We start from the raw sequence: 25,536 nt of genomic DNA, 5'->3' as shown, positions 1-25,536 counted from the left end.
GCCGGGCCCCGCTGTCGTTTCCCGCCGGTCAGCGCACCGGCACCGCCGTCCGCTGGTTCGGCACCGCCGTGGCGGCGGTGTCCGCCGCCACCGGCCGCAGCGGGCCGGGGTGGTTCGGCAGCAGCCGGGTGTAGACCTCGTCCATCACCCGGGCCTGCGCCTCCCAGGTCCACTGCTCCAGCACACCCGGCCGGTCGTACGCGGCCCGGTAGCGCTGCGGGTCGGCCAGCACGGTACGCACCGCCCGGACGTAGTCGTCCAGGTCCTCGGCCCGGAAGACCTCGCCGTGCCCGGTGGCCCGGGTCGCCTCGGCCATCGTCCGCACGTCGCTGACCACCATCGGCAGGCCGCCGTGGGCGTACTCGAAGAACTTGGTGATCAGCGCGATCTCGTGGTTCGGCTTGTGGTGGATCGGGATGACGCCGAGGTCGGCCGGGGCGACGAACGCGGACACCTGCCAGTGCGGCACGTACGGCAGCAGGTGCACCCGGTCGGCCACGCCCAGCTCGGCGGCCAGCTCCTCCAGCTCGTACATCATCGGGGCCTTGCCGTTGGGGTGCACCGAGACCAGCGCGACGTGCGCCTCGGGCATCCTGGTGAGCCCCCGGATCATGATGTCCACGCCGCGCGACGGGTTGATGCCGCCGCAGTAGACGTGCAGCGGCGTGGCGGCGTCGATCCCGCACATCGCCCGGATGTCCGGCACCGGCGTGGCCCGCTGTTCGGCGGTGAGCGACCGCGGCGGCGCGTTCAGCACCACGGCCGGCTGCTCAGGCAGATCGTGGCTCTCCCGCAGCAGGTCGGCCAGCGTGGACGAGACGGTGATGACCGCGTCGGCGTACGGCGCGTGCTCCCGCACGTAGGCGATCTGGGCGGGCAGCCAGCGCAGGTTGGCCGGGCGGCCGATGATGCCGGGGACGAACTCGTGCGCGTCCCAGAGCAGCTTGACGTCCCGCCCGCCGGCCCGGGCCCGCATGACCGCCCGGGCGCCGACGCCGAGCATCCGGAAGTCGTGCGCGTGGATCAGGTCCGGCCGCAGCTCGTCCACCACCGAGGCGAAGGCCAGCTCGAAGTCCCACAGTTCCGGGTCCAGCCGGCGCCAGGCCCGGTCACCGTGCACCCGCTGCCAGAACCGCAGCGCGGCACGGTCGAGCCGCGAGTCCGGGTTCTGCTGGCTCTCCTGGAGCCGCCGCAGCTGCGCGGAGCGGAACTTCACCCACCGGAACATCGTCTTGTTCAGGAAGTACGGCGCGGCGAGCCGGGCCTTGCCGGCCAGCTCGGCGAGGCGGGGGCCGCCCGCCGCGCGGTTCACCTTGATCTCGGAGAGACGGAACGTCAGGTCGTCCCGGCGGGCCCGCAGCGTGTTCAGCCGCCGCTTGGCGTCCGGCCCCGGCTTGTACGCCAGCGGGCGGCGCAGCAGCGCGCGGCGGTACGCGACCGGGTGCGTCAGCCGCCGGGGCATCCGGATCAGGCGGACCTCGGCGTCGCCGATGCGCCAGGTGTCCTCGGTCGCCGCGCCCTTGAGGATGCCGACCAGGATCACCTCCCAGCCGGCCTCGGCGGCGGAGCGGGCGGCCTTCTGCACCCGGGAGTCGCCGTGGACCCCGTTGTCGACCAGCATCACCACCCGTCCCCGGGCCGGTCGCGCATCGCTACTCGGGACAGCTTGCATCGGGTGCTTCTCCTCGTTGGCGGGGCGGTGCACGGGCGGTCGGCGGGTCACCGGAGGAAGGCGTCGAATGCCTCGGCGGTCCGCCGGCCGTCGTGGTGGTCACGGACGTAACGCGCACCCTCCGCGGCCAGGGCGACCGCGGCGGGCCTGTCGTCGAGCAGCGACTCGATCGTCTTGACGAGCGTGCCGGGTGTCGCGTTGGCGATCGGCGGCTGGACCCCGGCGGCCCGGTGCGGTCCTTCACTCACGTACGCCACCACGACCTTGCCGGCGGCCATCCCCTCACAGGAGAAGGTGCCGTAGCTGCCCATCACCAACTGGTCGACCACGATGTCGCACTCCTGCACCAGGCGGCGCATCTCGCTGTGCGGCAGACCCTCCACCAGGCGCAGTTCGATGATCCGTCGATCGTGCAGCTCCTGCAACCGGGGCAGGAGCCGATCGGTGCCCTTGGTCCAGCGGTTGGACGGTGCGTGCAGCACCACCGGCCTGGTGCGTTCCAGCACCGGGCGGTCGCAGGACCAGGCGTCCACGTCCACGATCAGCGGCGCCCAGGTGGCGAACGGCACGTCGTCCAGCAGGTCCGGCGTGGTCACGAAGAACGGCAGGCCGCTCTCCTGCGCGGTACGCCGGTTCTGCTCGGCCACCACGGTGAGCCGCTCGCGTAGTTCCTCCGGAGCGTCCCGGAACGCGGACTCGGCGTGCCGTTCCAGGTGCGCGCCGGGGTGGCGGATCTCACTGCCGTGCGCCAGCAGCGCGACCTTGAGCCGGGCCCGGCGCAGCGCGGGCAGGTCCGCGGCGATGTCGTCGCCGTTGAGCCGGCCGAGCACCGGGCGGAACGCGTCCACGATCAGGTGCGTGTAGAAGCCGAGCACCCGCGCGGCCTGCTGCACCTGCACGTCGAGCCGGTGCTCGCCGGGGAAGTGCAGATACCGGTCGGCCGGGTAGCGGTAGGTGGCCGGTGGCTTGGCGACGACCAGCTCGATGCCGACGTCCGCCCGCGCGGCGCTGATCGCCACCGCGAGGGCGGAGAGCTGCCCGGCGTAGTTCGCCGTGCCCAGACCCAGCCGGACCGGCCCGGCGCCGAGCGCCCGCCACCGGCCCGGGGTGCCGGCCTCGACCGGCGCGACCGCCGGCTCCTGCGGCTCCGGTGTCTCCGGCGCGTCGTCGCCGCCCCGCTGCCAGGCCCGTTCCACCGCCTTGGCGAAGGAGGGCACCGAGCCGGGCGCGTAGAAGTCGCCGGCCCGGTGCCGGGCCAGGTGCTCGCGGACCACCCGGTTGTCGGCGGCGACCACCCGCAGCCCGGCGGCGAGGCAGGTGTCGAGCAGCCCGAGACCGGCGTCCGGCGCGAACCCGAACACGGCCACGTCCCCCGAGGCGAGGAACGCGGCCGTCATCGTGCGGGGGCGCGGCACCGGGTGGACCCGGCGCCGGGCCTTACCGGCCCGGCGGACCAGGTCCTGGACGGCCGCCTGCTCCGCCGGGTCGCAGACCAGTGCCAGGTGGAACTCGGGCAACCGGGCCAGACCGCGCAGCACGCCGTCCAGCGCCCGGTCGCCGGTGATCCCGCCGGCGTGCACCAGCAGCGGCGTGCCGGCGGGAAGTTCACACAGTTCGCGTACCGAAGGGGTCTCCCAGGGGCGCGTGCCGGCGGCGGCCCGGCGGAGCGCGATGCGCCACCGCCGGGGAATCCGCCGCCGCACCGCGGAGACCGTCCGCCGCACCGGCGCCGGGCTCATCGCAGTGCCGGCTCCGCGTCGCTGCCGCTGGCCGCGACGGACACGACCTTGCCGTCGGCGGACGACTCCAGCAGAGCGGCCGCGACCTGCACGGTACGCAGGCCCTGCCGCAGCGTGACGATGTCGCTCTGCTTGCCCTCGACCGCGTCCCGGAAGCGCTCGTGCTCGACCAGCAGCGGCTCGCGCTTCGGGATGGCGTAGCGGACCATGTCGCCCTCGGCCACGCCGCGGAACGCGCGCAGCGCCTCCCACTCGGTGTCGATGGCGGCGTTGGCGTAGAACGTCAGGTCGGCGGTGAGCGTGTCGGCCACGAAGCAGCCCTTGTCGCCGGTTACCACAGTGGACCGCTCCTTGAGCGGGCTGAGCCAGTTCACCAGGTGGTTGACCATCGTGCCGTCGGAGAGCTGGCCGACCACGGCGACCATGTCCTCGTGCAGCCGGCCGCTGCGCGAGACGGTGCGGGCGGCGACCGAGGCGTACTGCCGGCCGGTCACCCAGGCGGTCAGGTCGATGTCGTGGGTGGCCAGGTCCATCACCACGCCGACGTCGGCGATCCGGTGCGGGAACGGGCCCTGGCGCCGGGTCACGACCTGGAACACCTCGCCCAGCTCACCCGCCTCCAGGCGGGTCCGCAGGCTCTGCAGCGCCGGGTTGTAGCGCTCGATGTGGCCGACGCCCGCGACCAGGCCGGCGTTCTCGAACGCCTCGACCAGCCGGGTGGCCGCGTCGACGGACTGGGCCAGCGGCTTCTCGATGAGCGCGCAGACGCCGTTGGCGGCCAGCTCCATGCCGATCGGCTCGTGCAGCGCCGTCGGGCAGGCCACCACCGCGTAGTCGACGCCGAGGGCGAGCAGGTCGCTCAGCTCGGGTACGACCGGGGCGCGCAGCGTACCGGTCACGTCGCCGGCCGGGTCGACCACGCCGACCAGCTCGACGCCGTCCAGGTTGGACAGCACGCGGGCGTGGTTGCGCCCCATCGCGCCGAGGCCGATCAGGCCGGCCCGCAGCTTCCGTGCGCTCATCGGGCACCCCCGGCCAGGTTCGCAGCCTCGGCGATGCGCTCCAGCTCGGCCTGGCTCAGCGACGGGTGCACCGGCAGCGAGACCACCTCGGCGGCGGCCCGCTCGGTCTCCGGCAGGTCCCACGCGCCCGGCTTGCCGTCCACGAGGTACGGCTTGAGCCGGTGGATCGGGGTCGGGTAGTAGACCGCGTTGCCGATGCCCAGCTCGGTGAGGCGGGCCTGGGCGGCGTCCCGGTCGCCCCGCACCCGCACCGTGTACTGGTGGTAGACGTGCTTGGCGCCGTCGGCGACCGGCGGGGTGACCATGCCGGTGATCGCCGAGTCGAGGAACTTGGCGTTGGCGCGGCGCTGCTCGGTCCACTCGGCGAGCTGGGTGAGCTGCACCCGGCCGATGGCGGCGGCCACGTCGGTCATCCGCATGTTGGCGCCGACGATCTCGTTGGCGTACCGCTGCTCCATGCCCTGGTTGCGCAGCAGCCGCAGGGTGCGGGCGAGGTCCGCGTCGGCGGTGGTGATCATGCCGCCCTCGAGGGAGTGCATGTTCTTCGTCGGGTAGAAGCTGAAGCAGCCGGCGGTGCCGAAGGCGCCGACCGGGGTGCCGTTGCGCTCGGCGCCGTGCGCCTGCGCGGCGTCCTCGACCACGGCGAGGCCGTGCTGCTGCGCGATCTCCATGATCCGGTCCATCGCGGCCGGGTGGCCGTAGAGGTGCACCGGCATGATCGCGACGGTCTTCGGCGTGATCGCCGCGGCGACCGCCTCCGGGTCGACGCAGAAGCTGCCCGGCTCGATGTCCACGAAGACCGGCTCGGCGCCGACCAGCCGGACCGCGTTGCCGCTGGCGGCGAAGGAGAACGAGGGGACGATGATCTCGTCGCCCGGGCCGAAGCCGAGCGCCATCAGCGTCAGCTGGAGCGCGGAGGTGCCGGAGTTGACGGCGACGCAGTGCCGGCCGGCGACCAGGTCGCCGAACTCCTCCTCGAACGCCGCGACCTCGGGGCCCTGCACGACCCGGCCGCTCCGCAGCACCCGGACGGCCGCCTCGATCTCGGCTTCGCCGATGATCGGCCGTGCGGGGGGAATGAACTCTGGATGCGGCCCGGCCATGGGGCTTCCTCCTGTCGACGCGTGGTTCATGGGAGACATTTCGGGGGATGGTACCGCTCTGTCGGGAAAACCAGCCGTTCGCACTGATTGTCCGACCGGTTGTGACCTTCTGTTCATGATCGGCGACGGACCTCCGGGGGCGGCCCGGGGCTCACACTTCCACCTCGTCGCGCACAGGCTCCACGCATGCTACCCGCAGGGCGGCGACGATCGCGGCCGCCATCCGGGGCACCTCGGCGGGCTCCAGCGGGGCCCGGGAGATCGCCATCCGCCAGTAGACCGGACCGACGATCAGATCGACGGCGGCCCGCCTGTCGGTGGCCGGGGACAGCTCGCCGCGCTCGACCGCGCGGCCGATCAGGATCCGGCCCACCGCCTGCTGGTAGTCGTCCAGGGCGGCCTGCAACTTCTCCGCGATCTGCGGGTTGCGGGCCGCCTCGGCCAGCAGGTCCGGGATGATCTGCGCGGCCAGCCGGTGACGCAGTGCACGCGCCATCACGTGCAGCAGGATCTCCAGGTCACCGAGGAGGCTGCCGGTGTCCAGCAGCGGGATGTTCCGGCCCGCCACCGCCGAGACCATGTCCAGCACCAGGTCGAGCTTGGAACGCCAGCGGCGGTAGATGGCGGTCTTGCTCACACCGGCCCGGCGGGCCACCGCCTCGATCGAGAGGCGACCGTAGCCGACCTCGGCCAACTCCTGCATCACGGCGGCGCGGATGGCACTGGTGATCTCCCCGCGCAGCACCGCCGCGCCGGCCGGAGCACGCCTCTTCTCGGTCGTCACGTGGAACAATGTAGCGCAACGACGGTACGGTTGCGTCCCGACGTTCGGTGGACTACCTTCCATGCAGCAGCGAGGCGGCTCCTCCCCGCCCGGCCACGCTGGATCTCATTCACCGCACTGCTCCCCATCAGCACGAAAGATCGGAGCGCCTGAACATGGCCAACACCGCGGTGGCCGACCCCGAATCCGGACTGACCCGGGCCCAGCTGGCCCAGCGGTACGGGCTACGGGTGGCCGGGGAACGACCCGCCCTGGGCGAGTACGCCCGCCGGTTGTGGGCGTACCGGCACTTCATGACCGCGTACTCCCGGGCGAAGGTCGCCTCCTCGCTGAGCAACACCCAGCTCGGCCAGCTCTGGCAGGTGCTGACACCGCTCACCAACGCGGCCGTCTACTTCCTGATCTTCGGCGTCATCCTGGGCCAGCACCGGAACGTGCCGAACTTCATCGCGTACCTGTGCACCGGCGTCTTCATCTTCATCTTCACGCAGACCGCGGCCTCGAACGGCGTCAGCGCGATCACCGGCAACCTCGGCCTGATCCGGGCGCTCCAGTTCCCCCGTGCGGCGCTGCCGATCACCGTCACGCTGGTGCAGCTCCAGCAGCTGCTCATGTCGATGGTGGTGCTGGCCGGCATCGTGCTCGTCACCGGCGAGCCGCTCACCTTCCGCTGGATCCTGATCGTCCCGATGCTGCTGCTCCAGACGATCTTCAACGTCGGGCTGAGCATGGTCATGGCCCGCCTCGGTTCCAAGGCCACCGACCTCAAGCAGGTCATGCCGTTCGTGATGCGCACCTGGCTGTACGCCTCCGGCGTCCTCTACCCGGTGACACTCATCCGCGAGCACCTGCCGCCGTGGGCGGCGAACATCCTGGAGTGGAACCCTCCGCTGGTCTTCATCGAGCTGGCCCGCTACGCGCTGCTCGACTCGCACCAGGCGCACCTGGTGAGCTCCCCGGCGAAGCTCTGGGCGCTCGGGGTGTTCTGGGCGATCGTGATGGGCGTCGGCGGGTTCGTCTACTTCTGGCGCGGAGAGAAGGAGTACGGCCGTGGCTGAGCAGACCCTGCCGCTGAACGCCGGCCCGGTGACCGACTCGGGCCGCATCCCCACCGTGGTGGTGGACGACGTGCACGTGATCTACCGGATCCACAAGGGCGCGACCGGCGGCACCACACCGGTCTCCGCGCTCAAGCGGATCGTCTCCCGCACCAAGGCGCCGAACATCCGAGAGGTGCACGCGGTCAAGGGCGTCAGCTTCACCGCGTACGAGGGTGAGGCGATCGGCCTGATCGGCAGCAACGGCTCCGGCAAGTCCACACTGCTGCGGGCCATCGCCGGGCTGCTCCCGCCGGCCCGCGGCGCCGTCTACACCCAGGGCCAGCCGTCGCTGCTCGGCGTCAACGCCGCGCTGCTCAACGACCTGTCCGGTGAGCGCAACGTGGTCCTCGGCTGCCTCGCCATGGGCATGCACCCGGACGAGGTCAAGAAGATCGCCCCGGAGATCATCGAGTTCTCCGGGATCAACGAGCGCGGCGACTTCGCCTCGCTGCCGATGCGCACCTACTCCTCCGGCATGGGCGCGCGGCTGCGCTTCGCGATCTCCTCGGCGAAGAAGCACGACGTGCTGCTCATCGACGAGGCGCTGGCCACCGGCGACCGCAAGTTCCGGGTCCGCAGCGAGCAGCGGGTCCGCGAACTGCGCGACAGCGCCGGCACCGTCTTCCTGGTCAGCCACTCGATCGGCTCGATCCGGGACACCTGTGAGCGGACCATCTGGCTGGAGAGCGGCGTCCTGAAGATGGACGGCCCCACCAAGGAGGTCTGCGACGCGTACGAGAACCAGAAGTAGCGCCCCGGAGCGCACCGCACCGGGTTCCGCCCGGAGCGGTGCGCTCCCGCGTACGCGTTAAGGTTTTCGGACCCATCCCCTTTCACCCAGAGTGAGGTACGGCAATGACGCAGGACCACACCACCGCACCGGACGCCGCGCCGGCGAGCCCGGCACCCTGGCGCCCCGCGCGTACGGTGGCCGTGATCCTCGCCGGGGGGACCGGTACGCGCCTCGGGCTGGGCATCCCCAAGCAGCTACTCAAGATCGCCGGTAAGCCGATCATCGAGCACACCCTGGCCGTCTTCGAGGCCGCGCCGGAGATCGACGAGATCATCGTGCTGATGGCCACCGGTCACGTCGACGACGCGCGACGCATCGTCGCGGACGCCGGCTTCCGCAAGGTCACCAAGGTGATCGAGGGCGGCGAGACCCGCAACGACACCACCCGGATCGCGCTCGACGCGGTCGGCGAGGGCGACGTCAACATCCTCTTCCACGACGCGGTCCGCCCGCTGGTCAGCGCCCGGATCGTGCGCGAGTGCGTGAACGCGCTCTGGACCTACTCGGCGGTCGACGTGGCCATCCCGTCCGCCGACACGATCATCCAGGTCGACGCGGACGACTGCATCACCGACATCCCGGTCCGTTCCCGGCTGCGCCGCGGCCAGACCCCGCAGGCGTTCCGCTCCGGCACCATCCGCGAGGCGTACCGCCGGGCCGAGGGCGACCCCGGTTTCGCCGCCACCGACGACTGCGGCGTGGTCCTGCGCTACCTGCCCGGCACGCCGATCAAGGTGATCGACGGCTCGGACGAGAACATCAAGGTCACCCACCCGGTCGACGTACACCTGGCCGACAAGCTGTTCCAGCTCGCCGCCGCGCAGGCGCCCCGGCTGACCGACCACCGCAGCTACGCCGAGGAACTGACCGGCCGGACCATCGTGGTCTTCGGTGGCAGCTACGGCATCGGCCACGACCTGGCCGAGCTGGCCCGCTCCTACGGCGCACAGGTCTTCCCGTTCAGCCGCTCCACCACCGGCACCCACGTCGAGCGCGCCGAGGACGTGGCCGCCGCACTGAAGACCGCGTTCGAGGCCACCGGCCGGATCGACCACGTGGTGGTCACCGCCGGCATCCTGGAGAAGGGCGCGCTGGCCGAGATGGACTCCGAGACGATGGACCGTCTCCTGCACGTCAACTTCGTCGGCCCGGTCACCATCGCGCGTCAGTCCCTGCCGTACCTCCAGCAGACAAAGGGCCAGCTGCTGCTCTACACGTCCAGCTCGTACACCCGGGGACGGGCCCGCTACGCGCTCTACTCGGCCACCAAGGCCGCGCTGGTCAACCTGACCCAGGCGCTCGCCGACGAATGGGCCGAGTTCGGGGTACGCGTCAACTGCGTCAACCCGGAACGCACCGCCACCCCGATGCGGACGCGGGCGTTCGGCGACGAGCCGGAGCACACGCTGCTCTCCTCCGAGGCGGTCGCGCAGGCGTCCCTGGACGTGCTGATCTCCGACCTGACCGGCCAGGTGGTCGACGTGCGCCGGTCCCCCGGCGAGCAGGTGGCCGCCGTACCGGCGCAGCCGGGCCCGCACCGGTCCGAGCTGTCCGCCGACGCCTGAACCCGACGGGACGTACCAGATGCGTGGTGACCTGGTCCGCAAGCTGCTCGCCCGGGGGCTGACCACCGGGCTGGCGGTGCTGGCCTTCCTCGTCGTGGCGCTCACCGGCGCCACCGGCTGGGGTCTGGCCCTGGCGGTCGCGGCGCTGGCCGCCACCGCCTGGGAGCGCCGCGTCCGGCCGTCCGCCGACGGCCTCGCCGAGACGGTGCTCGTGGCCGCGGGCATCCTGGTCGGCTACGCCCGTCGCCTCGACGACGGCTTCGACCCGGCGCTCGCCGCCACCGCGCTGGTGCTACTCGGGCTGGTGCTACTGGTCGGCCCGCTGCGGCAGGCCGGCGCGCTGGAGATCCGCGCGGCGAACCTCCCGGTCCGCACGTGGACACCCGTCGTCGCCGCCCGGCTGGGCGACGCGCTGCTGGTGCTGCTCGCCGTGGTGGCGCTCGCCGCCGCCCTGACGCTGCCGGCCTGGACGGCGCTGGTCGCCGCGCTGCTGGTCGGCGCCGGATGCGGGGCGGTCGCGCTGGACCTCGCCCGGCGCCGGTTCCGGCCGCCCGCCGGAGGTGGACCGGTCGGCCGGGCGCTGCGCCGCCACCAGCCCGAGTTCGTGCTGCACTTCTCCGCGCCGCCCGGCTCGGAGTACCAGGTCACCATGTGGCTGCCGTACCTGGAACGGATCGGCCGCCCGTTCGTGGTGGTGCTGCGCGAGCCGGAGCTCCTGCCCGCGGTGGCCGCCGCCACCCGCGCCCCGGTGGTCCTCTGCCCCACGCTGAAGGCGCTGGACGAGGCGCTGGTGCCCAGCCTGCGGGTCGCGTTCTACGTCAACCACGGCGCGAAGAACGCCCACCTGATCCGGTTCAACCAGCTCACCCACGTGCAGCTGCATCACGGCGACAGCGACAAGGCCCCCAGCGCCAACCCGGTCTCGGCCATCTTCGACAAGATCTTCGTCGCCGGTCAGGCGGCGATCGACAGGTACGCCCGCGCCGGCGTGGAGATCCCCGCCGACAAGTTCGTCGTGGTCGGCCGTCCCCAGGTCGAGGCCATCGAGGTACGCCGGGAGCCGGTCACCCCGTCCGCGCACCCGACGGTCCTCTACACGCCGACCTGGACCGGGCACCACGCCGACGCCAACTACTGCTCGCTGCCGGTGGCCGAGACGCTGATCCGCCGGCTGATCGACAGGGGTGCCGTGGTGATCCTGCGCGCCCACCCGTACACCGGCAAGAACCCGGCCTCGGCCCGCCAGCTCGCCCGGCTCACCGAACTGCTCGCCGCCGACCGGGCCAAGACGGGCCGGCCGCACCTGTGGGGCGCCGCCGCGGCCCGCGAGCTGACGCTCACCGAGTGCGTCAACCGCGCCGACGCGCTGGTCTCCGACGTCTCCGGGGTCATCTCCGACTGGCTCTACTCCGGCAAGCCGTACGCGGTCACCGACACCGGTGCCGACGGGGAGCACTTCGTCGAGCGGTTCCCGCTCGCGGCATCCGGCTACGTGCTGCGGCGCGACATGTCCAACGTGGACGAGGTGCTCACCGACCTGCTCGACGCCGACCCGAAGGCGGCACAGCGCTGGGCGGCGCGTACCCGCTACCTGGGCGACTTCCCCGCCGACGCCTACGCCGAGGCGTTCCTCTCCGCCGCCCGCCGGGAGCTGGAACCCGACTGGGCGGTCCCGGGGCCGCGCGCGGCCCGCTAGAAGCGCGCGCCGGCCCGTCGCGGGCCGGCTCGCCCGCTCAGAGGTACGGGTCGAGCAGGGCGAGCACCGCCTCCGGGTCTTCGACGTGCGCGTTGTGGCCCAGCCCGGGCAGCGTCGCCACCGGCACGCCCAGTTCCTTGAGCTGCGCGTCGGTCACCATCGGGTCCAGCTCGCCCCGGGCCAGCAGCACCGGCACATCGGTGGCGGCCAGCAGCACCGGCAGCCGGGGCTCCCCGACCGCGAACGCGGCCGGGTCCATGGCGAGCCGCCAGCGGCCGTCGGTCCGCCGCAGCCCCGCCTCCACCACCGGATGGTCCGGGGCGAACAGCCCGGCGAGCCCTGATACCCGCAGGTAGCGGCGGGCCGCCTCGTCACGGGTGGCGAACCAGGTGACCGGCCGGGCGGCCAGCTCCGCCGACTTCGCCAACTCGGCCGGGGACCAGACCGCCTTGATGCCGAGCCCGACCACCGCGTCGACCGGAAGCCCGCGCTGCCGGGCCGCGAGCGCCAGCGCCACCACCCCGCCGAGCGAGTGCCCGAGCAGCACCAGCCGGTCGTCGGGGCCGAGCCGCACCGGGCCGAGCCCGTCCACCACGCGCTGGGCCAGGGCCTCGAACGAGTAGCCGTGCAGCGGCGGCGACCAGCCGTGACCGGCCAGGTCGGGGGCGAGCCAGCGGCCGGGCCAGCGGCGCTCCAGCAGCGGCGCCCAGGGCAGCCACACCTCGCCGGTGGCACCCATGCCGTGCAGGAGAATCAGGTGCCGCTTCCCCGTCGCTTCGCCCATTGGCGCAGTCTGCCACCGCCCGCCCCGGACACGCGAGACCGAACCCGCCGACCGCCCCCACCCTGACGCCCCCACGCCGCTCGCCTCGCCCCCGCCCTCGCCTCGCGCGCCGCCCTCGCGCCGCTCTCGCCCCGGACGCCCCGTCGCCCCGGCTCGGGCCGCCCGCACTCCGCCCTCACCGTCGATCTTGGAGTTGTGGCACCTTCCATAGCGGGCGAGCCGGGCATACTGGGCGCCACAAGTCCAAGATCGGCGCGCCAGGGCAGCGAGAGGGGGGCCGCGCCAGGGCCGGGCGGGCGAGGGCGAGGCGGGACAGGCGCGAGGGTGGGGCGGGGACGGGGAAGGCCGGCGCCCCGGGTGGGGTGCCGGCCTTCGGGTGTGCGGGACGGTCAGGCGGAGTAGCCGCGGCTGGCGATCCAGTGCGCCAGGTCGATAGTGGTGACCCAGTACGAGGGCAGCGACGGGTCGGCCGAGTCGGCGATCCGTACGATCCGGCCGTCGTCCTTGTAGCCGACCACGGCGACGTAGTGGCCGCCCGGGAAGGAGTGCCAGCCGCCGTTGGTGTCGGTGGCCGTACCGGCGACGTTCGCGACGACCCCACGGCCGTTGCTGATCGCCTCGACCACGTCGGCCTGGAGGCGGTCCATCTGGGCCGGGGTGGCCGAGCCGGGAATCATGCGGGTCCGGTACGGGTTGCCCTTGACCTGCTGGTTGAGCACCCGGGTGGTGTCCTCGGCCGAGTTGGTGCCCATCTCGGTGGTGCCGAGCGGGCCGGCGAGCGCATCCTGGCTGCGCTCGATGCCGGCGGCGCTGAGCGCGTTGCGCACGGCGGCCGGGCCGCAGTAGAAGTAGTTGATCTGCGCCTGGTAGTCGTAGTCGAGCGACTTGCTCGACGGCGGCTTCGGCTTGGCCTTGGGCGTGGTGTCCGGGTCCGCTGCGGCCTTCGCGGACGGGGAGGCGCTCGCCGGCGCGCTGGGCGCGGCCGGCGCGCTGGGCGACGCCTGCGGTACGGCGATGCGGGCCTCGCTGCGGCTGGCGGGCTGCTCGCCGAGGCGGGCGGCGCCGAGGTCGGCGACCGCGGCGGTGTTCTCCTGGACCGGGGCGTCGTCACCGGCGGTGGCGACGGTTCCGGCGCCGGCGGCCAGCACGAGCGCGGCGGCCGATCCGGCGATGATCTGGTACGGGCGTTCGGTGACGATCCGTCGCAGCTGACGCTTCAGGTGGTGCTTCACGAAATCCTCCACGGGGCGTGAGCGGCACACGCCGGCCCGGCACGCGGAGGCACTCACACGTGCTGGCGGGGCCGGATGGCCGGGGGATCGGGAACGCCCGTGATGCCGGGCGCCCAGGGGGCGGTTGCCGGTCGCGCGTCAGGCGCGCGCGGGCACCGCTTCGCCGTGGAGGCGGGGGGACGATCGAGGGGTGGGCACGAGGGGTACTCCTTCCGTGGCCGCCGACCGGGTTAGCTGACGGATTCGGGCGGGAAGTACGCCCTACCGCGGGCCGTGGGCTCGCGGATTCACCCCGATGGTGCTCATGGGTCCCCGGTTCGTGGAACACGATTAGGCGGGTCGGTGCGGCGTCGCCGTCGGCGATCGATTACCGCATCGGACGCGCCGACACTACCGGCGGGTATGTCCCCTGCCAAGCGCTCCCACCTGCGTAAACGTGATCCGCGGTAACGGATTTCGGAACACCCGGTTACTGACTTCACTCAATGGGACAAGCAGTTTCGACGGCACCCGGCGGCGGAAAGCGGACAGACGGCGAGCGCCCGACCGGCAATCGCGGGACTCGATGACCCGTTCTGCGCCCGGCGCCCGTTTCGGCGGCCCGGGTGACCGGGCTCACCACGTTCCGGATAACGATTCGGTCGAGACGGCCGCTCAGCCGACCCGGGCCGGACGCCAGCGGGCGTTGCGGACCGTCGCGGGCACCGGCTGGGCGCTCGCCGTCGCGCTCCGGTACGCCGGGGCGGGCCGCAGCGCGGCGGTGGCGGCGTACGCCTCGGCGGCGAGCGTCCGGGCGGACTCGGCGGCCAGTTCCGCGTCCCGCCAGGCCGACCGCTCCCGCGCGGCGGCGCTCTCCCATCCGGCCCGCCGCCCGTCCCTGATGATGCGGGCGAGCACGATCTCCTGCTCGGCCGGGTGCCGGCGCGGATCCCACCCGTTGCGGCGGGCCAGCACGTCGGCGAGCTGACGGGCGGTCAGGTCGCCCCGCCAGTGCGCCGTCATGGCGGCGTGGTGCAGCCAGCGCTCCCGGGCCGCGTACTCGGCGGGGGTGCGCGGTGTGCGCGGGGCGGGCAGCGCGGCGGCACCGGCGAGGCGGCGGGCGGCGGCGTCCGCCTCGTCGTACGCGGTCCAGGCCCGGTCCGCCGCGTCCTGCACGGCCAGCCACCGCTCCCGGCGGCGACGGGCAGTCTGGGCGGCACCGGCGGCCGCCACCGCGACCTCCTCGGCGTACCGGATCAGGTCGTCGCGGCGGGCGGCGTCGGTGTCGGCCGGTTCGGGGGCGACCTCCGGGGCGGGGTCGCGTTCGGGCCGGGCGACGAGCGCGGCGAGCAGGCCCAGCGCGAGCAGCAGGAGGAAGGACCAGATGGCGGCGGCCTCGGGCACGGAGGTGAGGAAGTGGTACAGAGCGGTCTGCGACATGGTCGGCACCTCACGGGAAGAACCTGGCGGGAGGGCCCGCACGAACTCGCCGGGGCGGGCCGGTGGAGGGCCGCCGGACGGGTGCGGGGATGACGTGCGAGTGGGTGCGGAGAACGGGCGCGGCCCGTGGGCGGGTCAGCGGGCGGGCGGGGCGCGCGGGCCGGCCGGTGCGGCGGCCCGTCCGGCCGGGACCGGCTGCGGCGCGGCCGGGGCGGTCGCCCGGGGCGCGGGCGCCGGCGCCCCGGCGGGAAGGGCCTGCCGCTCGGCCACGCGATCGGCTTCCGGCCGCGCGGTGGCCGAGGCGCCGGTGACGGGGTACGCCGGGACGGCGGCCGCCGGGGCGGGGGCGGCAGCGGCGGACGGCAGCGTGGCGGCGCCGAACGAACAGGCGACGACCACGGCGAGACTGGCGAGCATCCGGGCGGTCCAGCGCGCCACCCACCACACGGGGCAGGTGAGCGCGATCGGAAGCACGGGTACAAATTACCGCCGAACCCCCACGAACGCACCGCCGCACGGCGTGTCGCGGCTCGACCGGCCGCCGTGTGCGCGTGTCAGTCCGGGCGACGCCGCCCGGCGTACTCGATGTCCTCGGCCGGACCGGTGACGGAGGCCGCGCCCCCGTCGGCGGCCGGGACGGTGGCGGCCTCGGCGGGCGTGCGCGGAGCCGGCACGGCCGGTGCGCGCGACGCCGCGCGGGCCCGGCGGGACGGGCCGAGCAGGCGCATCATCGGTGTCTCCACCCAGCGGTGCAGGGCGGCGGCCAGCGCGAGCGTGACCACCAGGAAGCCCAGCACCGCGAGCGGGCCGCGCCAGCCGGGCAGGCCGGTCCCCCAGTGCCCGGTCAGCCGCAGCACGGTGACCATGACCAGCACGTGCACCAGGTAGAAGGCGAACGACACCTCGCCGAGCCAGACCATCGCCCGGGACCGCCAGGGAGTGGGCCGGCCGCGCACGTCGGCGTCCGCCGCGGCGGCGATGACCAGGAGGTACGCGACAGCGAGCAGCGCCGCCCAGAACTCGGCCGGGATCCACAGCGCGGCGACCACCCAGGTGGTGACGAAGATGCCGGTGGCGGCGGCGAGGTTCGGGCCGCGCCAGCGGTGCCGGCGCATCAGCTCGGCGGCGGCCACGCCCATCCAGAACTCCAGCGACCGGGTCACCGGGAAGATCTGGGTGAACCACCACCGCTGCTCCTCCGGCACGAGCTGCTGGCCGGGCCACAGCGCCAGGATGAGCAGCGGCGCCGCGACCAGCACGGTCCGCAGCACGCCGGTACGGGCCCGGCGCAGCCACGGCACCACGAGCGGCAGGCACAGGTAGAAGGCCAGCTCGCAGGAGAGCGACCAGCTCACGTTGTTGACGCTGTAGAAGTAGCCGCCCAGCGGGATCCACGCCTGGACCAGGAAGAAGTTGGCGATCGCGGCCCACGGCACTACCGGGTCGGCGAACCACGCCGCGACCGCCAGCGCCGCGACGAACGTCACCACGTGGTTCGGGTAGATCTTGGCGAACCGGCGGCGCAGGAACGTCCACGCGCGCTCCCCGTCCCGGTACGACCAGACCAGCACGAACCCGCTGAGGATGAAGAAGAACTCGACGCCGGACAGGCCCAGGCTGAACGCCTTGTCGACCAGGGGCTTCAGGTGCGGCTCGGCGACGATCCCCATGGTCCCGGCGTGGAAGCCGAAGACCAGCAGCGCGGCCACCCACCGCAATCCGGTCAGCGACGGCAGTCGCGGGGCACGGGTGACTGTGGGCGCGCTGGTCATTCCGGGCACCCTACCCCGGGCAACCGGGACGTTCCCGGCGAGCCGACGTCTGCTCGGCTCCGCTCGGGCGGCGGATAGGATTTCCGTTCTGCACGCGCGGGCACCCACCCGGCTCCCGCCCGCACGCCGTGCCGTACGGAAGGTGAGCGAACCGGATGCACCAGCGGATCCTGCTCCGCGCCCGCAAGGGCCCGTTCGACGTCCTCACGCCCGAGGAGACGTTCGCCGGCAACTGGATCGGGGACAACAGCGGCAACCTGGTCTTCAGCCACGCCGCGCACAAGCTGCTCGCCACCTCCGCGGCCGAGATCACACCGACCCGCACCCCGGCCGACCCGCGCCTCGCCGACGAGATCAACGAACGGCACGACGTGTTCGTCGTACCCCTCGCCAACGCGTTCCGGCGCAGCTTCGTGCACCGCCTGACGCCGCTGACCCGGCTGATCGAGCGGCTGAAGATCCCGGTGGTGGTGCTCGGCGTCGGCGTGCAGACGAACGTCGACGGCGACCGCGAGTACCTGCGGCCGATCGACGAGCCGGTCCGCGCGTTCTGCAAGGCCGTGCTGGACCGGTCGCACAGCATCGGCGTACGCGGCGAGGTGACCGAGAGCTACCTCAACGCGCTGGGCTTCTCCGACGTGGAGCAGATCGGCTGCCCGTCGATGTTCCTGCACGGCGACACGTTCCACCTGGAGAAGAACCGCCCGGAGCTGACCGCCGACTCGAAGGTCGCGCTCACCATCTCCCCGTACGTCCGCTCGATGGCCGCGGTGGTCCGCCACCACCAGGAGCGCTACCCGAACCTCTGCTACGTGCCGCAGGACCTTCGGACCCTCGGCACGCTGCTCTACGGCGACGCGCCCGAGCACCGAGGCCAGAGCAGCGACATCCCGCTGCACACCTCGCACCCGCTGTTCGCCGAGGACAAGGTGCGCATGTTCGTCGACCCGTGGACCTGGATGGACCACCTCTCCGGGTACGACTTCGCGTTCGGCACCCGCATCCACGGCACCATCACCGCGCTCGTCGCCGGCACGCCCGGCTACCTGTTCGCGCACGACTCGCGCACGCTGGAACTGGCCCGCTACTTCGGCATCCCGCACCGGATCATGCGGGACGTGCCGGCCGACGTCGACGCCGCCGACCTCTACGCGGAGGCCGACTACACGTCGCTCAACGACGGCCACAAGGCCCGCTTCGAGACCATCACCGCGTTCCTGCGCAAGCACGACCTCGGCACCTCGTTCGCCGACGGCGACAGCGCCGCGCGCTTCGACAGGCAGGTCGGCGAGACGGTGTTCCCGCCGGCCGTCCGGCCCGCCGCCGCCACCCCGCCGGCCGACCTGCTGACCCGCATCGAGCGGCTGCGCGACGAGAACGCCAAGCTCACCGCCACCATCGACGCGCTGCGCTCCCAACAGCTCCGAGAGCGGATCAAGCAGGCCGTCCCGGGCACCGTGCGCCGGATGCTGCGACGCTGACCGTCGTACGCCTGTTCGAGAGCACGGTACGATCGGCGGCGTGTCCGACGCGTACCAGCCCTCGATGCTCGACCTGGCCGAGCAGGGCCCGACCCTGGGCCCGCTCGCCGGGGCGCTGCGCCGGCACGAGCTGAGCCGGGGCGCCTGGGTCGACCACCTGCCCGGCTGGGTCCGGGGCTCCGACGAGGTGCTCGACACGCTGCGCCACGACGTGCCGTGGCGGGCCGAACGCCGCACCATGTACGACACCGAGGTCGACGTGCCCCGGCTGCTCTGCTGGTACGCCGCCGGCCGGCCGCTGCCGCACCCGGTGCTGACCGAGGCCCGGGACGCGCTCACCCGGCACTACGCGCCCGAGTTGGGCGAGCCGTTCGTCACCGCCGGCATGTGCCTGTACCGGGACGGCCGCGACAGCGTCGCCTGGCACGGCGACACCCTCGGCCGCTCCGCGCACACCGACACCATGGTGGCGATCGTCTCGTTCGGCTCCCCGCGTGCGCTGCTGCTGCGACCCCGCGGCGGAGGTGGCGGCAGCCTGCGGTTCCCGCTCGGCCACGGCGACCTCGTGGTCATGGGCGGTTCCTGCCAGCGCACCTGGGAACACGCGGTGCCGAAGACCACCCGCCCGGTCGGCCCCCGGGTCAGCGTCCAGTTCCGTCCCACCGGCGTCGCCTGAGCCCGGGCCGGGCCCCCATCGCCGCAGGGCACGTGCTAGAAACAACTCCCAGGGTCGATCACGCCCCCGTCACCCGATGACGCGAAGGGCGACCGATGACCCAGTCCCCCACCTCCCGCTGGTCCCCGTGGACCCTGCACGGCGACGGCCGCCGGGTACGCCCCGGCGACGTGGTCGCGCCCGACGAACGGCTCTCCTGGCCGCGCACCATCGGCGTGGGCGTGCAGCACGTGGTAGCCATGTTCGGCGCCACCTTCACCGTCCCGCTGATCACCGGCTTCCCGCCCGCCACCACGCTGCTGTTCTCCGGGCTCGGCACGCTGCTGTTCCTGTTGATCACCGGCAACCGGCTGCCCTCGTACCTCGGCTCGTCGTTCGCGTTCATCGCGCCGGTCCTGGCGGCGAAGACCGACGGCGGCATCGGCGCGGCCCTCGGCGGCATCGTCGTCGCGGGCGTCGCGCTGGCGCTCGTCGGCGTGGTGGTGCAGGTGGCCGGTTCCCGCTGGATCGACGCGCTGATGCCGCCCGTGGTCACCGGCGCGATCGTCATGCTGATCGGCCTCAACCTCGCGCCGGTCGCCTGGGACGGCGGCGGCTCCGGCACCGGCGTCAAGGCGCAGCCGCTGATCGCCGTGGTCACGCTCGTCGCGATCCTGCTCACCACTGTGTTGTTCCGCGGCTTCGTGGCGCGGCTGTCGATCCTCGTCGGCGTGGTGGTCGGCTGGGTGCTCGCCGCGCTGACCGGCAACCTCGACCAGCAGGCGGTCAGCGGCCTGCGCCAGGCCGCCTGGATCGGTTTCCCCGAGTTCCACACGCCGAGCTTCGACGCCCGCGCCGTCGTGCTGGTCATCCCGGTGATCCTGGTGCTGATCGCGGAGAACGCCGGGCACGTCAAGGCGGTAGCCGCGATGACCGGCCGCAACCTGGACCGCGACATGGGCCGGGCGCTGCTCGGCGACGGTGTCGCCACCGTGCTGGCCGGGTCCGGCGGCGGTTCCGGCACCACCACGTACGCGGAGAACATCGGCGTGATGGCGGCGACCCGCGTCTACTCCACCGCCGCGTACTGGGTGGCCGGCGGCACGGCGATCCTGCTCGGGCTGTGCCCGAAGTTCGGCGCGCTGATCCTGACCGTCCCGGCCGGCGTGCTGGGTGGCGCCACCACCGCGCTGTACGGCCTGATCGCCATCCTGGGCGCCCGGATCTGGATCGAGAGCCGGGTCGACTTCCACGACCCGATCAATCTGTTCACCGCAGCGGTGGCGGTGATCATCGGCGCGGCCAACTACACGCTGACGGCCGGCGACCTGTCGTTCAACGGCATCGCGCTGGGCACCGCTGCCGCCCTGGTCATCTACCACGGCATGCGCGTGATCGCCCGCCTGCGCGGCACCACCCCCGAGTCCCGCCAGTCCCCCGACCCCGAACTCTGACCCGGCTCCTCTCCCACCCACCGGCCCTCGCCGACCCCTCGCCCCGTTGATCATGAAGTTAGCGGCACAATTTGCCCGTTTCACGCCCGCCAACTTCATGGTCAACAGGCGGTCGGGGCGCGATCGGGGCACCCGGAGGGCCCGACCGGGTCGATCATGAAGTTGACGGCGATCGGTGTCCGTTTTGCCGCCGCTAACCTCATGATCGACAGCGCAGGGGTGGGGCGAGCGCCCACACGCCGGAAACTCGCAGCCGCCGGGGGCGCCCGCTGCGGTGATCAAGGAGTTTGGGGTCGGCGGGAGGCGTGAGAGGGCCGCAAACTCCTTGATCAACCGGGTCGGGCAGGGCCGGGATGGGCAGGGCCGACGGGTGCGCGGGCGCGGGCGGGATACGAGCGGACTGAGCGGTAGGGGCGGGGCCAGGCGCCCGCCCCTGCCTCGTCAGTCGCGGTCGATGTGGTGGCCTACGACCGTCGGGCCGAGCATCACGGCGAAACCGGAGCCGTCTCGGCGCGGGTCCGCAGGGGGCAGCTCCACCGGGTCACCGGTGGCCGTCGCGCCCACCGGCCGCGGGCCGATCCAGGCCACCGACAACTCCAGCTCACCCTTGAGGAACCGCTGCGCGCGTACGCCGCCCGTCGCCCTCCCCTTCGCCGGGTACGCCTTGAACGGCGTCACCTTCACCGTGGCTCCGGTCGAGGTGACCACCATCGGCTCACCGTGCTTCGCGTCGTCGGTACGGATCGCGCCGAAGAACACCACCCGGGCGTCGCCCGGCAGGTTGATGCCGGCCATGCCGCCGCCCTTGAGCCCCTGCGGGCGTACCACCGATGCGGCGAAACGCAGCAACGACGCCTCCGAGGAGACGAACGCCAGCGTCTCGGCGCCGTCGGTCAGCCAGGTCGCGCCGACCACCTCGTCGCCGTCGCGCAGCGAGATCACCTCGAACTCGTCGGAGCGAACCGGCCAGTCCGGGGCGCACACCTTCACCACGCCCGCCCGGGTACCGAGCGCCAGACCGGGCGACCCCTGCGCGGACGGGCCCAGCGGCGCGAGCCCGACCACCGTCTCACCGGGCTCCAGCGGCACCAGTTCCGCCGCCGACATGCCGCCGCGCAGCGACACCGTGCCGGACTGCTCCGGCAGCACCGGCAACGGCAGCACGTCGATCTTGAACGCGCGCCCGGCGCTGGTCACCAGCAGCACGCGGCCGCGGGCGGTGGAGTGCACGATCGCGCGTACCGCATCGTGCTTGACCCGGCCGCTGCGCCGGCGCGCCTCGGCGGCCTCCTCCGACTCGGCTGCGGTCCGCGCCACCAGCCCGGTGGCGGAGAGGATCACCTGGCACGGGTCGTCGGCGACCTCCAGCGGACCGGCGGGCACCGAGGCGGCGAGCACCTCCTTGAGGTCGCCGTCGACGAGCGTGGTGCGCCGCGGCGCGCCGAACTGCTTGACCACGGCAGCCAGCTCGTCGGAGACGACCTTCCGCAGCACCTTCGGGTCGTCCAGGATCTTCGACAGCTCGGCGATCTCGCCGCGCAGCTTCTCCTGCTCGGCCTCCAGTTCCAGCCGGTCGTACTTGGTCAGCCGGCGCAGCGGAGTGTCCAGGATGTAGCTCGCCTGGATCTCGGAGAGCTTGAACTTCTGCATCAGGCCGTCCTTGGCGGCCTGGGCGTCCTCGCTGGCACGGATCAGCTTGACCACCCGGTCGATGTCGAGCAGGGCGATCAGCAGGCCGTCGACCAGGTGCAGGCGTTCCTCCCGCTTGCGCTTGCGGTGCGCGCTGCGCCGGGTCACCACCTCGTAGCGGTGGGCCAGGAACACGTCGAGCAGTTCCTTGAGCCCGAGCGTGCGGGGCTGCCCGTCGACGAGCACCAGGTTGTTCACGCCGAAGGACTGCTCCAGCGGGGTGAGCCGGTAGAGGTCGGCCAGCAGCGCCTGCGGGTTCACGCCGACCTTGCACTCCACCACCAGGCGGGTGCCGTGCTCCCGGTCGGTGAGGTCCTTGACGTCGGCGATGCCGGTCAGCCGCTTGGTCTTGTTCACCTCGTTGGTGATGGCCGCGATGACCTTCTCGGCACCGACGCCGTACGGCAGTTCGGTGACGGTGATGGCCTGCCGGCCGCGGCTGCCCTCCAGCGGGCCGATCTCCACCCGCCCGCGCATACGCACCACGCCGCGCCCGGTCTCGTACGCGCGGCGCACCTCGTCCAGGCCGAGCAGCAGCCCACCGGTGGGCAGGTCGGGGCCGGGCACGAACTCCATGAGCTTGTCGAGTGTGGCGTCCGGGTGGTTGATCAGCCAGCGGGCGGCCTGGACCACCTCGCCGAGGTTGTGCGGGATCATGTTCGTCGCCATGCCGACCGCGATGCCGGACGCGCCGTTGACGAGCAGGTTCGGGAAAGCCGCCGGCAGCACCGTGGGCTGGGTCAGCGAGCCGTCGTAGTTCGGCTCGACGTCGACGGTGTCCTCACCCAGCTCGCCGACGAGCAGCATCGCCTCCCGGGACATCCGGGCCTCGGTGTATCGCGCCGCGGCCGGGCCGTCGTCCGGGCTGCCGAAGTTGCCGTGCCCGTCGATGAGCGGGACGTTGAGCGAGAAGTCCTGGGCCAGCCGCACCATCGCGTCGTAGATCGCGGTGTCGCCGTGCGGGTGGTACTTGCCCATCACATCCCCGACAATTCGGGCGCTCTTGACGTGGCCGCGGTCCGGCCGGTGGCCCTGCTCGTACATCGACCAGAGGATGCGCCGGTGCACCGGCTTGAGCCCGTCGCGCGCGTCGGGCAGGGCGCGGGAGTGGATGACCGAGAACGCGTACTCCAGGTAGGAGTCCGAGACCTCGGTGACCAGCGGGTTGTCGAAGACGCGAGCGCCGGCCTGGTCGAAGGCGGCCAGGTCCGCCTTCGCGCGGTCGTCCTTGCGGCGTGCCATGGTGCGGTTTCCTTCCGAGACGAACCCGTTGGTCAGGCGTCGATGGCGTCGCGGTCGACCCGGTCGGCGGAGTCGATCAGCCAGTTGCGGCGGGGCTCGACCTTCTCCCCCATGAGCAGTTCGAGGATCCGCTCGGCGGCTTCGACATCGTCGAGCGTGATCCGGCGGACCGCCCGGGTGGCCGGGTTCATGGTGGTCTCCCACAGTTCGTCGGCGTCCATCTCACCGAGGCCCTTGAAGCGCGGGATCGGCGTGACGATCTGCTTGCCGGCCTTCTCCAGCTTGCGGACCGTCGCCTCCATCTCCGCCTGCGTGTAGGTGTAGACGGTCTGCGGGTTGCGCCCCTTGGTCGTGATCTTGTGCAGGGGCGGCATCGCCGCGTAGAGCCGCCCGGCCTCGATCAGCGGCCGCATGTAGCGGGCGAACAGCGTGATCAGCAGGGTACGGATGTGCGCGCCGTCGACGTCCGCGTCGGCCATGATGAGAACCCGGCCGTACCGCAGGGTGGACAGGTCGAACGTCCGCCCGGAGCCGGCGCCGAGCACCTGCACGATCGCGGCGCACTCGGCGTTGTCCAGCACCTGCTGGAGGCTGGCCTTCTGCACGTTGAGGATCTTGCCGCGGATCGGCAGCAGCGCCTGGTATTCGGAGGACCGCGCGAGGCGCCCCGTCCCGAGGGCGCTGTCCCCCTCCACGATGAACAGTTCACTTCTCTCGATGCCCGCGGCCCGGCAGTCGACGAGCTTGGCCGGCATGGCCGCGCCCTCCAGCGCGGTCTTGCGGCGGGCGGCGTCCTTCTGCTGCTTTTGGGTGAGCCGGACCCGGGCCGCGTCGACGATCTTCTGAAGCACCGTGCGAGCCTCGGCCTTGGTCCGGCGGTCGTCCAGCCAGCTCTTGAGGTGCGCCTCGACCAGGCCCTGGAGCACCTTGGTGATGCCGGCGGTGGACAGTTCGTCCTTGGTCTGCGAGGTGAACTGCGGCTCCGGGATGCGCACGTGCACCACGGCGGTCATGCCCTCCAGGACGTCGTCCAGGGTGGGCGCGTCCTCCTTGGGCTTGAGCAGGCCGCGGGCGTTGCGGGCGGCCTCGGCGAGGGTACGGGCCAGCGCCCGCTCGAAGCCCTTGCGGTGGGTGCCGCCGTGGGCGTTGCGGATGGTGTTGGTGAAGCACTCGACGGTGCGTTCGTAGCCGGTGCCCCAGCGGAACGCCACCTCGACCTCGGCGCGGCGCTGCACGTTGGACTGCATGACGCCGTTGGCGTCGGCGGCGTTCTCCCGGTAGGTGCCCTCGCCGGTGACCAGCAGCGTGCCGGAGACCGGCCGGTCGCCGGCCGGGGCGAGGAACTCCACCATGTCGGTGAGGCCGTTGGGGAAGTGGAAGCTCTCCTCGACACTCTGCTCGCCGGTCTCGTCGCGCAGCCGGTAGGCGACGCCGGGCACGAGGAACGCGGTGTTGCGCAGCTTGAGCCGGACCGTCTCGGTGTCGAGCGCGGCGCCGGTCTCGAAGTAGCGGGGGTCGTGCCACCAGCGGATCGAGGTGCCGGTGCGCTGGCCGCGCTTCATCGCGCCGACGATCTGCAGGCCGGGGCCGGGGGTGAACGGCGCGTCCGGCCCGTCGCCGTCGAAGACGCCCGGTACGCCGTGGCGGAACGACATGGCGTGGACCTTGCCGCCGCGCCGGACGGTGACGTCGAAGCGGCGGGACAGCGCGTTGACCGCCGACGCGCCGACGCCGTGCAGGCCGCCGGAGGTCTTGTAGCCGGAGCCGCCGAACTTGCCGCCCGCGTGCAGGCGGGTCAGCACCAGCTCGACGCCGGAGATGCCGGACTTGGCGTGCACGTCGGTGGGGATGCCCCGGCCGTCGTCGTCGACCTGGACCGACCCGTCGGCGTGCAGGATCACGTCGACAGTGGTGGCGTGACCGGCGACACCCTCGTCTGTCGAGTTGTCGAGGATCTCGTTGACGAGGTGACCCACGCCACGGCTGTCGGTCGAGCCGATGTACATGCCCGGGCGCTTGCGGACGGCGTCGAGGCCTTCCAGATGCGTCAGGTCGTCGGCCCCGTAGAGGGTCTCAGGCTGTGCGGTCAACTGGTCGTACTCCCAGGTCTCGGCGGTGTGGTGCCGTTCACCGTGTGATCCCCCCACGATGATCGCCGGGCGCGGCGCGCCGGAGCGAGCCTAGCCGGGTGCCCCGACAGGTCGGTGGCACCGGGGCGGTGCGTTGCGCGATCGGCCTGCCGTCCGGGTCCGTCCGGCGGTCGCGTACGGCGGTCCGGCGGGACGGGCGGGGTGTCCAGCCGGCACAACGACCCGGGCGCCGGATGTCTTCCCC

19 protein-coding genes and 1 riboswitch are annotated in these 25,536 nt (G+C 72.8%); of the genes, 7 read left to right on the top strand and 12 right to left on the bottom strand.

Annotation, left to right across the window (positions count from 1 at the left end; genetic code table 11):
- Positions 1-28: 28 nt before the first annotated feature.
- The 5 genes from NMK34_RS11100 to NMK34_RS11080 all read right to left on the bottom strand — a co-directional run bounded on the left by NMK34_RS11100 (position 29) and on the right by NMK34_RS11080 (position 6,320).
- Positions 29-1,621, bottom strand: a complete 1,593-nt coding sequence (locus NMK34_RS11100; RefSeq protein WP_318333311.1) for a glycosyltransferase — start codon at positions 1,619-1,621, stop codon at positions 29-31.
- 98 nt (positions 1,622-1,719) lie between these two features.
- Entirely contained in the window at positions 1,720-3,411 is a 1,692-nt protein-coding gene (locus tag NMK34_RS11095; protein WP_318333310.1) for a glycosyl transferase family 1, read from the bottom strand.
- Positions 3,408-4,433: a Gfo/Idh/MocA family protein gene (locus NMK34_RS11090; RefSeq protein ID WP_135239217.1), complete on the bottom strand. Its 1,026-nt coding sequence runs from the start codon at positions 4,431-4,433 to the stop codon at positions 3,408-3,410. Before NMK34_RS11090 ends, NMK34_RS11095 begins: the two co-directional genes overlap by 4 nt.
- A complete protein-coding gene (locus NMK34_RS11085; protein ID WP_318333309.1) occupies positions 4,430-5,536 on the bottom strand; it encodes a DegT/DnrJ/EryC1/StrS family aminotransferase in 1,107 nt (368 codons plus the stop codon). The genes NMK34_RS11090 and NMK34_RS11085 overlap by 4 nt, the downstream gene beginning before the upstream one ends.
- 151 nt (positions 5,537-5,687) lie before the next feature.
- Positions 5,688-6,320 carry a TetR/AcrR family transcriptional regulator gene (locus NMK34_RS11080; RefSeq protein WP_135239215.1) on the bottom strand — a complete coding sequence of 211 codons (633 nt, stop codon included), beginning with the start codon at positions 6,318-6,320 and terminating at the stop codon, positions 5,688-5,690.
- A gap of 155 nt (positions 6,321-6,475) precedes the next feature.
- Between NMK34_RS11080 and NMK34_RS11075 the strand changes: the two genes are divergently transcribed.
- The 4 genes from NMK34_RS11075 (at position 6,476) to NMK34_RS11060 (ending at position 11,474) form a co-directional block, all read left to right on the top strand.
- On the top strand, positions 6,476-7,378 hold the full coding sequence (locus NMK34_RS11075; protein WP_194800887.1) for an ABC transporter permease: 903 nt from the start codon (positions 6,476-6,478) through the stop codon (positions 7,376-7,378).
- Positions 7,371-8,171 (top strand): ABC transporter ATP-binding protein, encoded by an 801-nt coding sequence (locus tag NMK34_RS11070; RefSeq protein WP_318333308.1) that lies wholly within the window; start codon positions 7,371-7,373, stop codon positions 8,169-8,171. Before NMK34_RS11075 ends, NMK34_RS11070 begins: the two co-directional genes overlap by 8 nt.
- Before the next feature lie 104 nt (positions 8,172-8,275).
- Positions 8,276-9,778: a bifunctional cytidylyltransferase/SDR family oxidoreductase gene (locus NMK34_RS11065; RefSeq protein ID WP_318333307.1), complete on the top strand. Its 1,503-nt coding sequence runs from the start codon at positions 8,276-8,278 to the stop codon at positions 9,776-9,778.
- Positions 9,779-9,797: 19 nt separating this feature from the next.
- Positions 9,798-11,474 (top strand): CDP-glycerol glycerophosphotransferase family protein, encoded by a 1,677-nt coding sequence (locus NMK34_RS11060; RefSeq protein WP_318333306.1) that lies wholly within the window; start codon positions 9,798-9,800, stop codon positions 11,472-11,474.
- A 37-nt stretch (positions 11,475-11,511) separates the two neighbouring features.
- On the opposite strand, the gene NMK34_RS11055 is transcribed toward NMK34_RS11060, so the two are convergent.
- The 5 genes from NMK34_RS11055 to NMK34_RS11035 form a co-directional block, all read right to left on the bottom strand.
- Positions 11,512-12,258 (bottom strand): alpha/beta fold hydrolase, encoded by a 747-nt coding sequence (locus tag NMK34_RS11055; RefSeq protein WP_318333305.1) that lies wholly within the window; start codon positions 12,256-12,258, stop codon positions 11,512-11,514.
- 389 nt (positions 12,259-12,647) lie between these two features.
- On the bottom strand, positions 12,648-13,490 hold the full coding sequence (locus NMK34_RS11050; RefSeq protein WP_412098869.1) for a C39 family peptidase: 843 nt from the start codon (positions 13,488-13,490) through the stop codon (positions 12,648-12,650).
- A 204-nt stretch (positions 13,491-13,694) separates the two neighbouring features.
- Positions 13,695-13,837: riboswitch (cyclic di-AMP (ydaO/yuaA leader) on the bottom strand.
- Positions 13,838-14,144: 307 nt separating this feature from the next.
- Positions 14,145-14,909 (bottom strand): hypothetical protein, encoded by a 765-nt coding sequence (locus NMK34_RS11045; protein WP_318333303.1) that lies wholly within the window; start codon positions 14,907-14,909, stop codon positions 14,145-14,147.
- Positions 14,910-15,044: 135 nt separating this feature from the next.
- Positions 15,045-15,383 carry a hypothetical protein gene (locus NMK34_RS11040; protein WP_318333302.1) on the bottom strand — a complete coding sequence of 113 codons (339 nt, stop codon included), beginning with the start codon at positions 15,381-15,383 and terminating at the stop codon, positions 15,045-15,047.
- Positions 15,384-15,463: 80 nt separating this feature from the next.
- Positions 15,464-16,681 (bottom strand): acyltransferase, encoded by a 1,218-nt coding sequence (locus NMK34_RS11035; protein WP_318333301.1) that lies wholly within the window; start codon positions 16,679-16,681, stop codon positions 15,464-15,466.
- A 155-nt stretch (positions 16,682-16,836) separates the two neighbouring features.
- Between NMK34_RS11035 and NMK34_RS11030 the strand changes: the two genes are divergently transcribed.
- The 3 genes from NMK34_RS11030 (at position 16,837) to NMK34_RS11020 (ending at position 20,271) form a co-directional block, all read left to right on the top strand.
- Positions 16,837-18,162 carry a polysaccharide pyruvyl transferase family protein gene (locus tag NMK34_RS11030; RefSeq protein ID WP_318333300.1) on the top strand — a complete coding sequence of 442 codons (1,326 nt, stop codon included), beginning with the start codon at positions 16,837-16,839 and terminating at the stop codon, positions 18,160-18,162.
- Positions 18,163-18,202: 40 nt separating this feature from the next.
- Entirely contained in the window at positions 18,203-18,838 is a 636-nt protein-coding gene (locus NMK34_RS11025; protein ID WP_013474723.1) for an alpha-ketoglutarate-dependent dioxygenase AlkB, read from the top strand.
- A 95-nt stretch (positions 18,839-18,933) separates the two neighbouring features.
- A complete protein-coding gene (locus tag NMK34_RS11020; protein ID WP_318333299.1) occupies positions 18,934-20,271 on the top strand; it encodes a uracil-xanthine permease family protein in 1,338 nt (445 codons plus the stop codon).
- Between the two features lie 441 nt (positions 20,272-20,712).
- On the opposite strand, the gene NMK34_RS11015 is transcribed toward NMK34_RS11020, so the two are convergent.
- Positions 20,713-23,202 carry a DNA topoisomerase IV subunit A gene (locus tag NMK34_RS11015; protein ID WP_318333298.1) on the bottom strand — a complete coding sequence of 830 codons (2,490 nt, stop codon included), beginning with the start codon at positions 23,200-23,202 and terminating at the stop codon, positions 20,713-20,715.
- A gap of 32 nt (positions 23,203-23,234) precedes the next feature.
- Positions 23,235-25,349, bottom strand: a complete 2,115-nt coding sequence (locus tag NMK34_RS11010; RefSeq protein WP_318333297.1) for a DNA topoisomerase IV subunit B — start codon at positions 25,347-25,349, stop codon at positions 23,235-23,237.
- Positions 25,350-25,536 lie beyond the last annotated feature (187 nt).

Source organism: Micromonospora sp. BRA006-A, assembly GCF_033433935.1.
Classification (GTDB): Bacteria; Actinomycetota; Actinomycetes; order Mycobacteriales; family Micromonosporaceae; genus Micromonospora; species Micromonospora aurantiaca.
Note: the sequence above shows the minus strand (reverse complement) of the source record. Positions and strands in the feature narration are given on the sequence as shown.

Bases quoted from the DNA above. Each gene is read 5' to 3' on its own strand.
- NMK34_RS11095 (WP_318333310.1), bottom strand. From the start codon at position 3,411: ATGAGCCCGGCGCCGGTGCGGCGGACGGTCTCCGCGGTGCGGCGGCGG.
- NMK34_RS11055 (WP_318333305.1), bottom strand. From the start codon at position 12,258: ATGGGCGAAGCGACGGGGAAGCGGCACCTGATTCTCCTGCACGGCATG.
- NMK34_RS11015 (WP_318333298.1), bottom strand. From the start codon at position 23,202: ATGGCACGCCGCAAGGACGACCGCGCGAAGGCGGACCTGGCCGCCTTC.
- NMK34_RS11020 (WP_318333299.1), top strand. From the start codon at position 18,934: ATGACCCAGTCCCCCACCTCCCGCTGGTCCCCGTGGACCCTGCACGGC.
- NMK34_RS11045 (WP_318333303.1), bottom strand. From the start codon at position 14,909: ATGTCGCAGACCGCTCTGTACCACTTCCTCACCTCCGTGCCCGAGGCC.
- NMK34_RS11065 (WP_318333307.1), top strand. From the start codon at position 8,276: ATGACGCAGGACCACACCACCGCACCGGACGCCGCGCCGGCGAGCCCG.
- NMK34_RS11100 (WP_318333311.1), bottom strand. From the start codon at position 1,621: ATGCTGGTCGACAACGGGGTCCACGGCGACTCCCGGGTGCAGAAGGCC.
- NMK34_RS11085 (WP_318333309.1), bottom strand. From the start codon at position 5,536: ATGGCCGGGCCGCATCCAGAGTTCATTCCCCCCGCACGGCCGATCATC.
- NMK34_RS11030 (WP_318333300.1), top strand. From the start codon at position 16,837: ATGCACCAGCGGATCCTGCTCCGCGCCCGCAAGGGCCCGTTCGACGTC.
- NMK34_RS11090 (WP_135239217.1), bottom strand. From the start codon at position 4,433: ATGAGCGCACGGAAGCTGCGGGCCGGCCTGATCGGCCTCGGCGCGATG.
- NMK34_RS11060 (WP_318333306.1), top strand. From the start codon at position 9,798: ATGCGTGGTGACCTGGTCCGCAAGCTGCTCGCCCGGGGGCTGACCACC.
- NMK34_RS11075 (WP_194800887.1), top strand. From the start codon at position 6,476: ATGGCCAACACCGCGGTGGCCGACCCCGAATCCGGACTGACCCGGGCC.
- NMK34_RS11035 (WP_318333301.1), bottom strand. From the start codon at position 16,681: ATGACCAGCGCGCCCACAGTCACCCGTGCCCCGCGACTGCCGTCGCTG.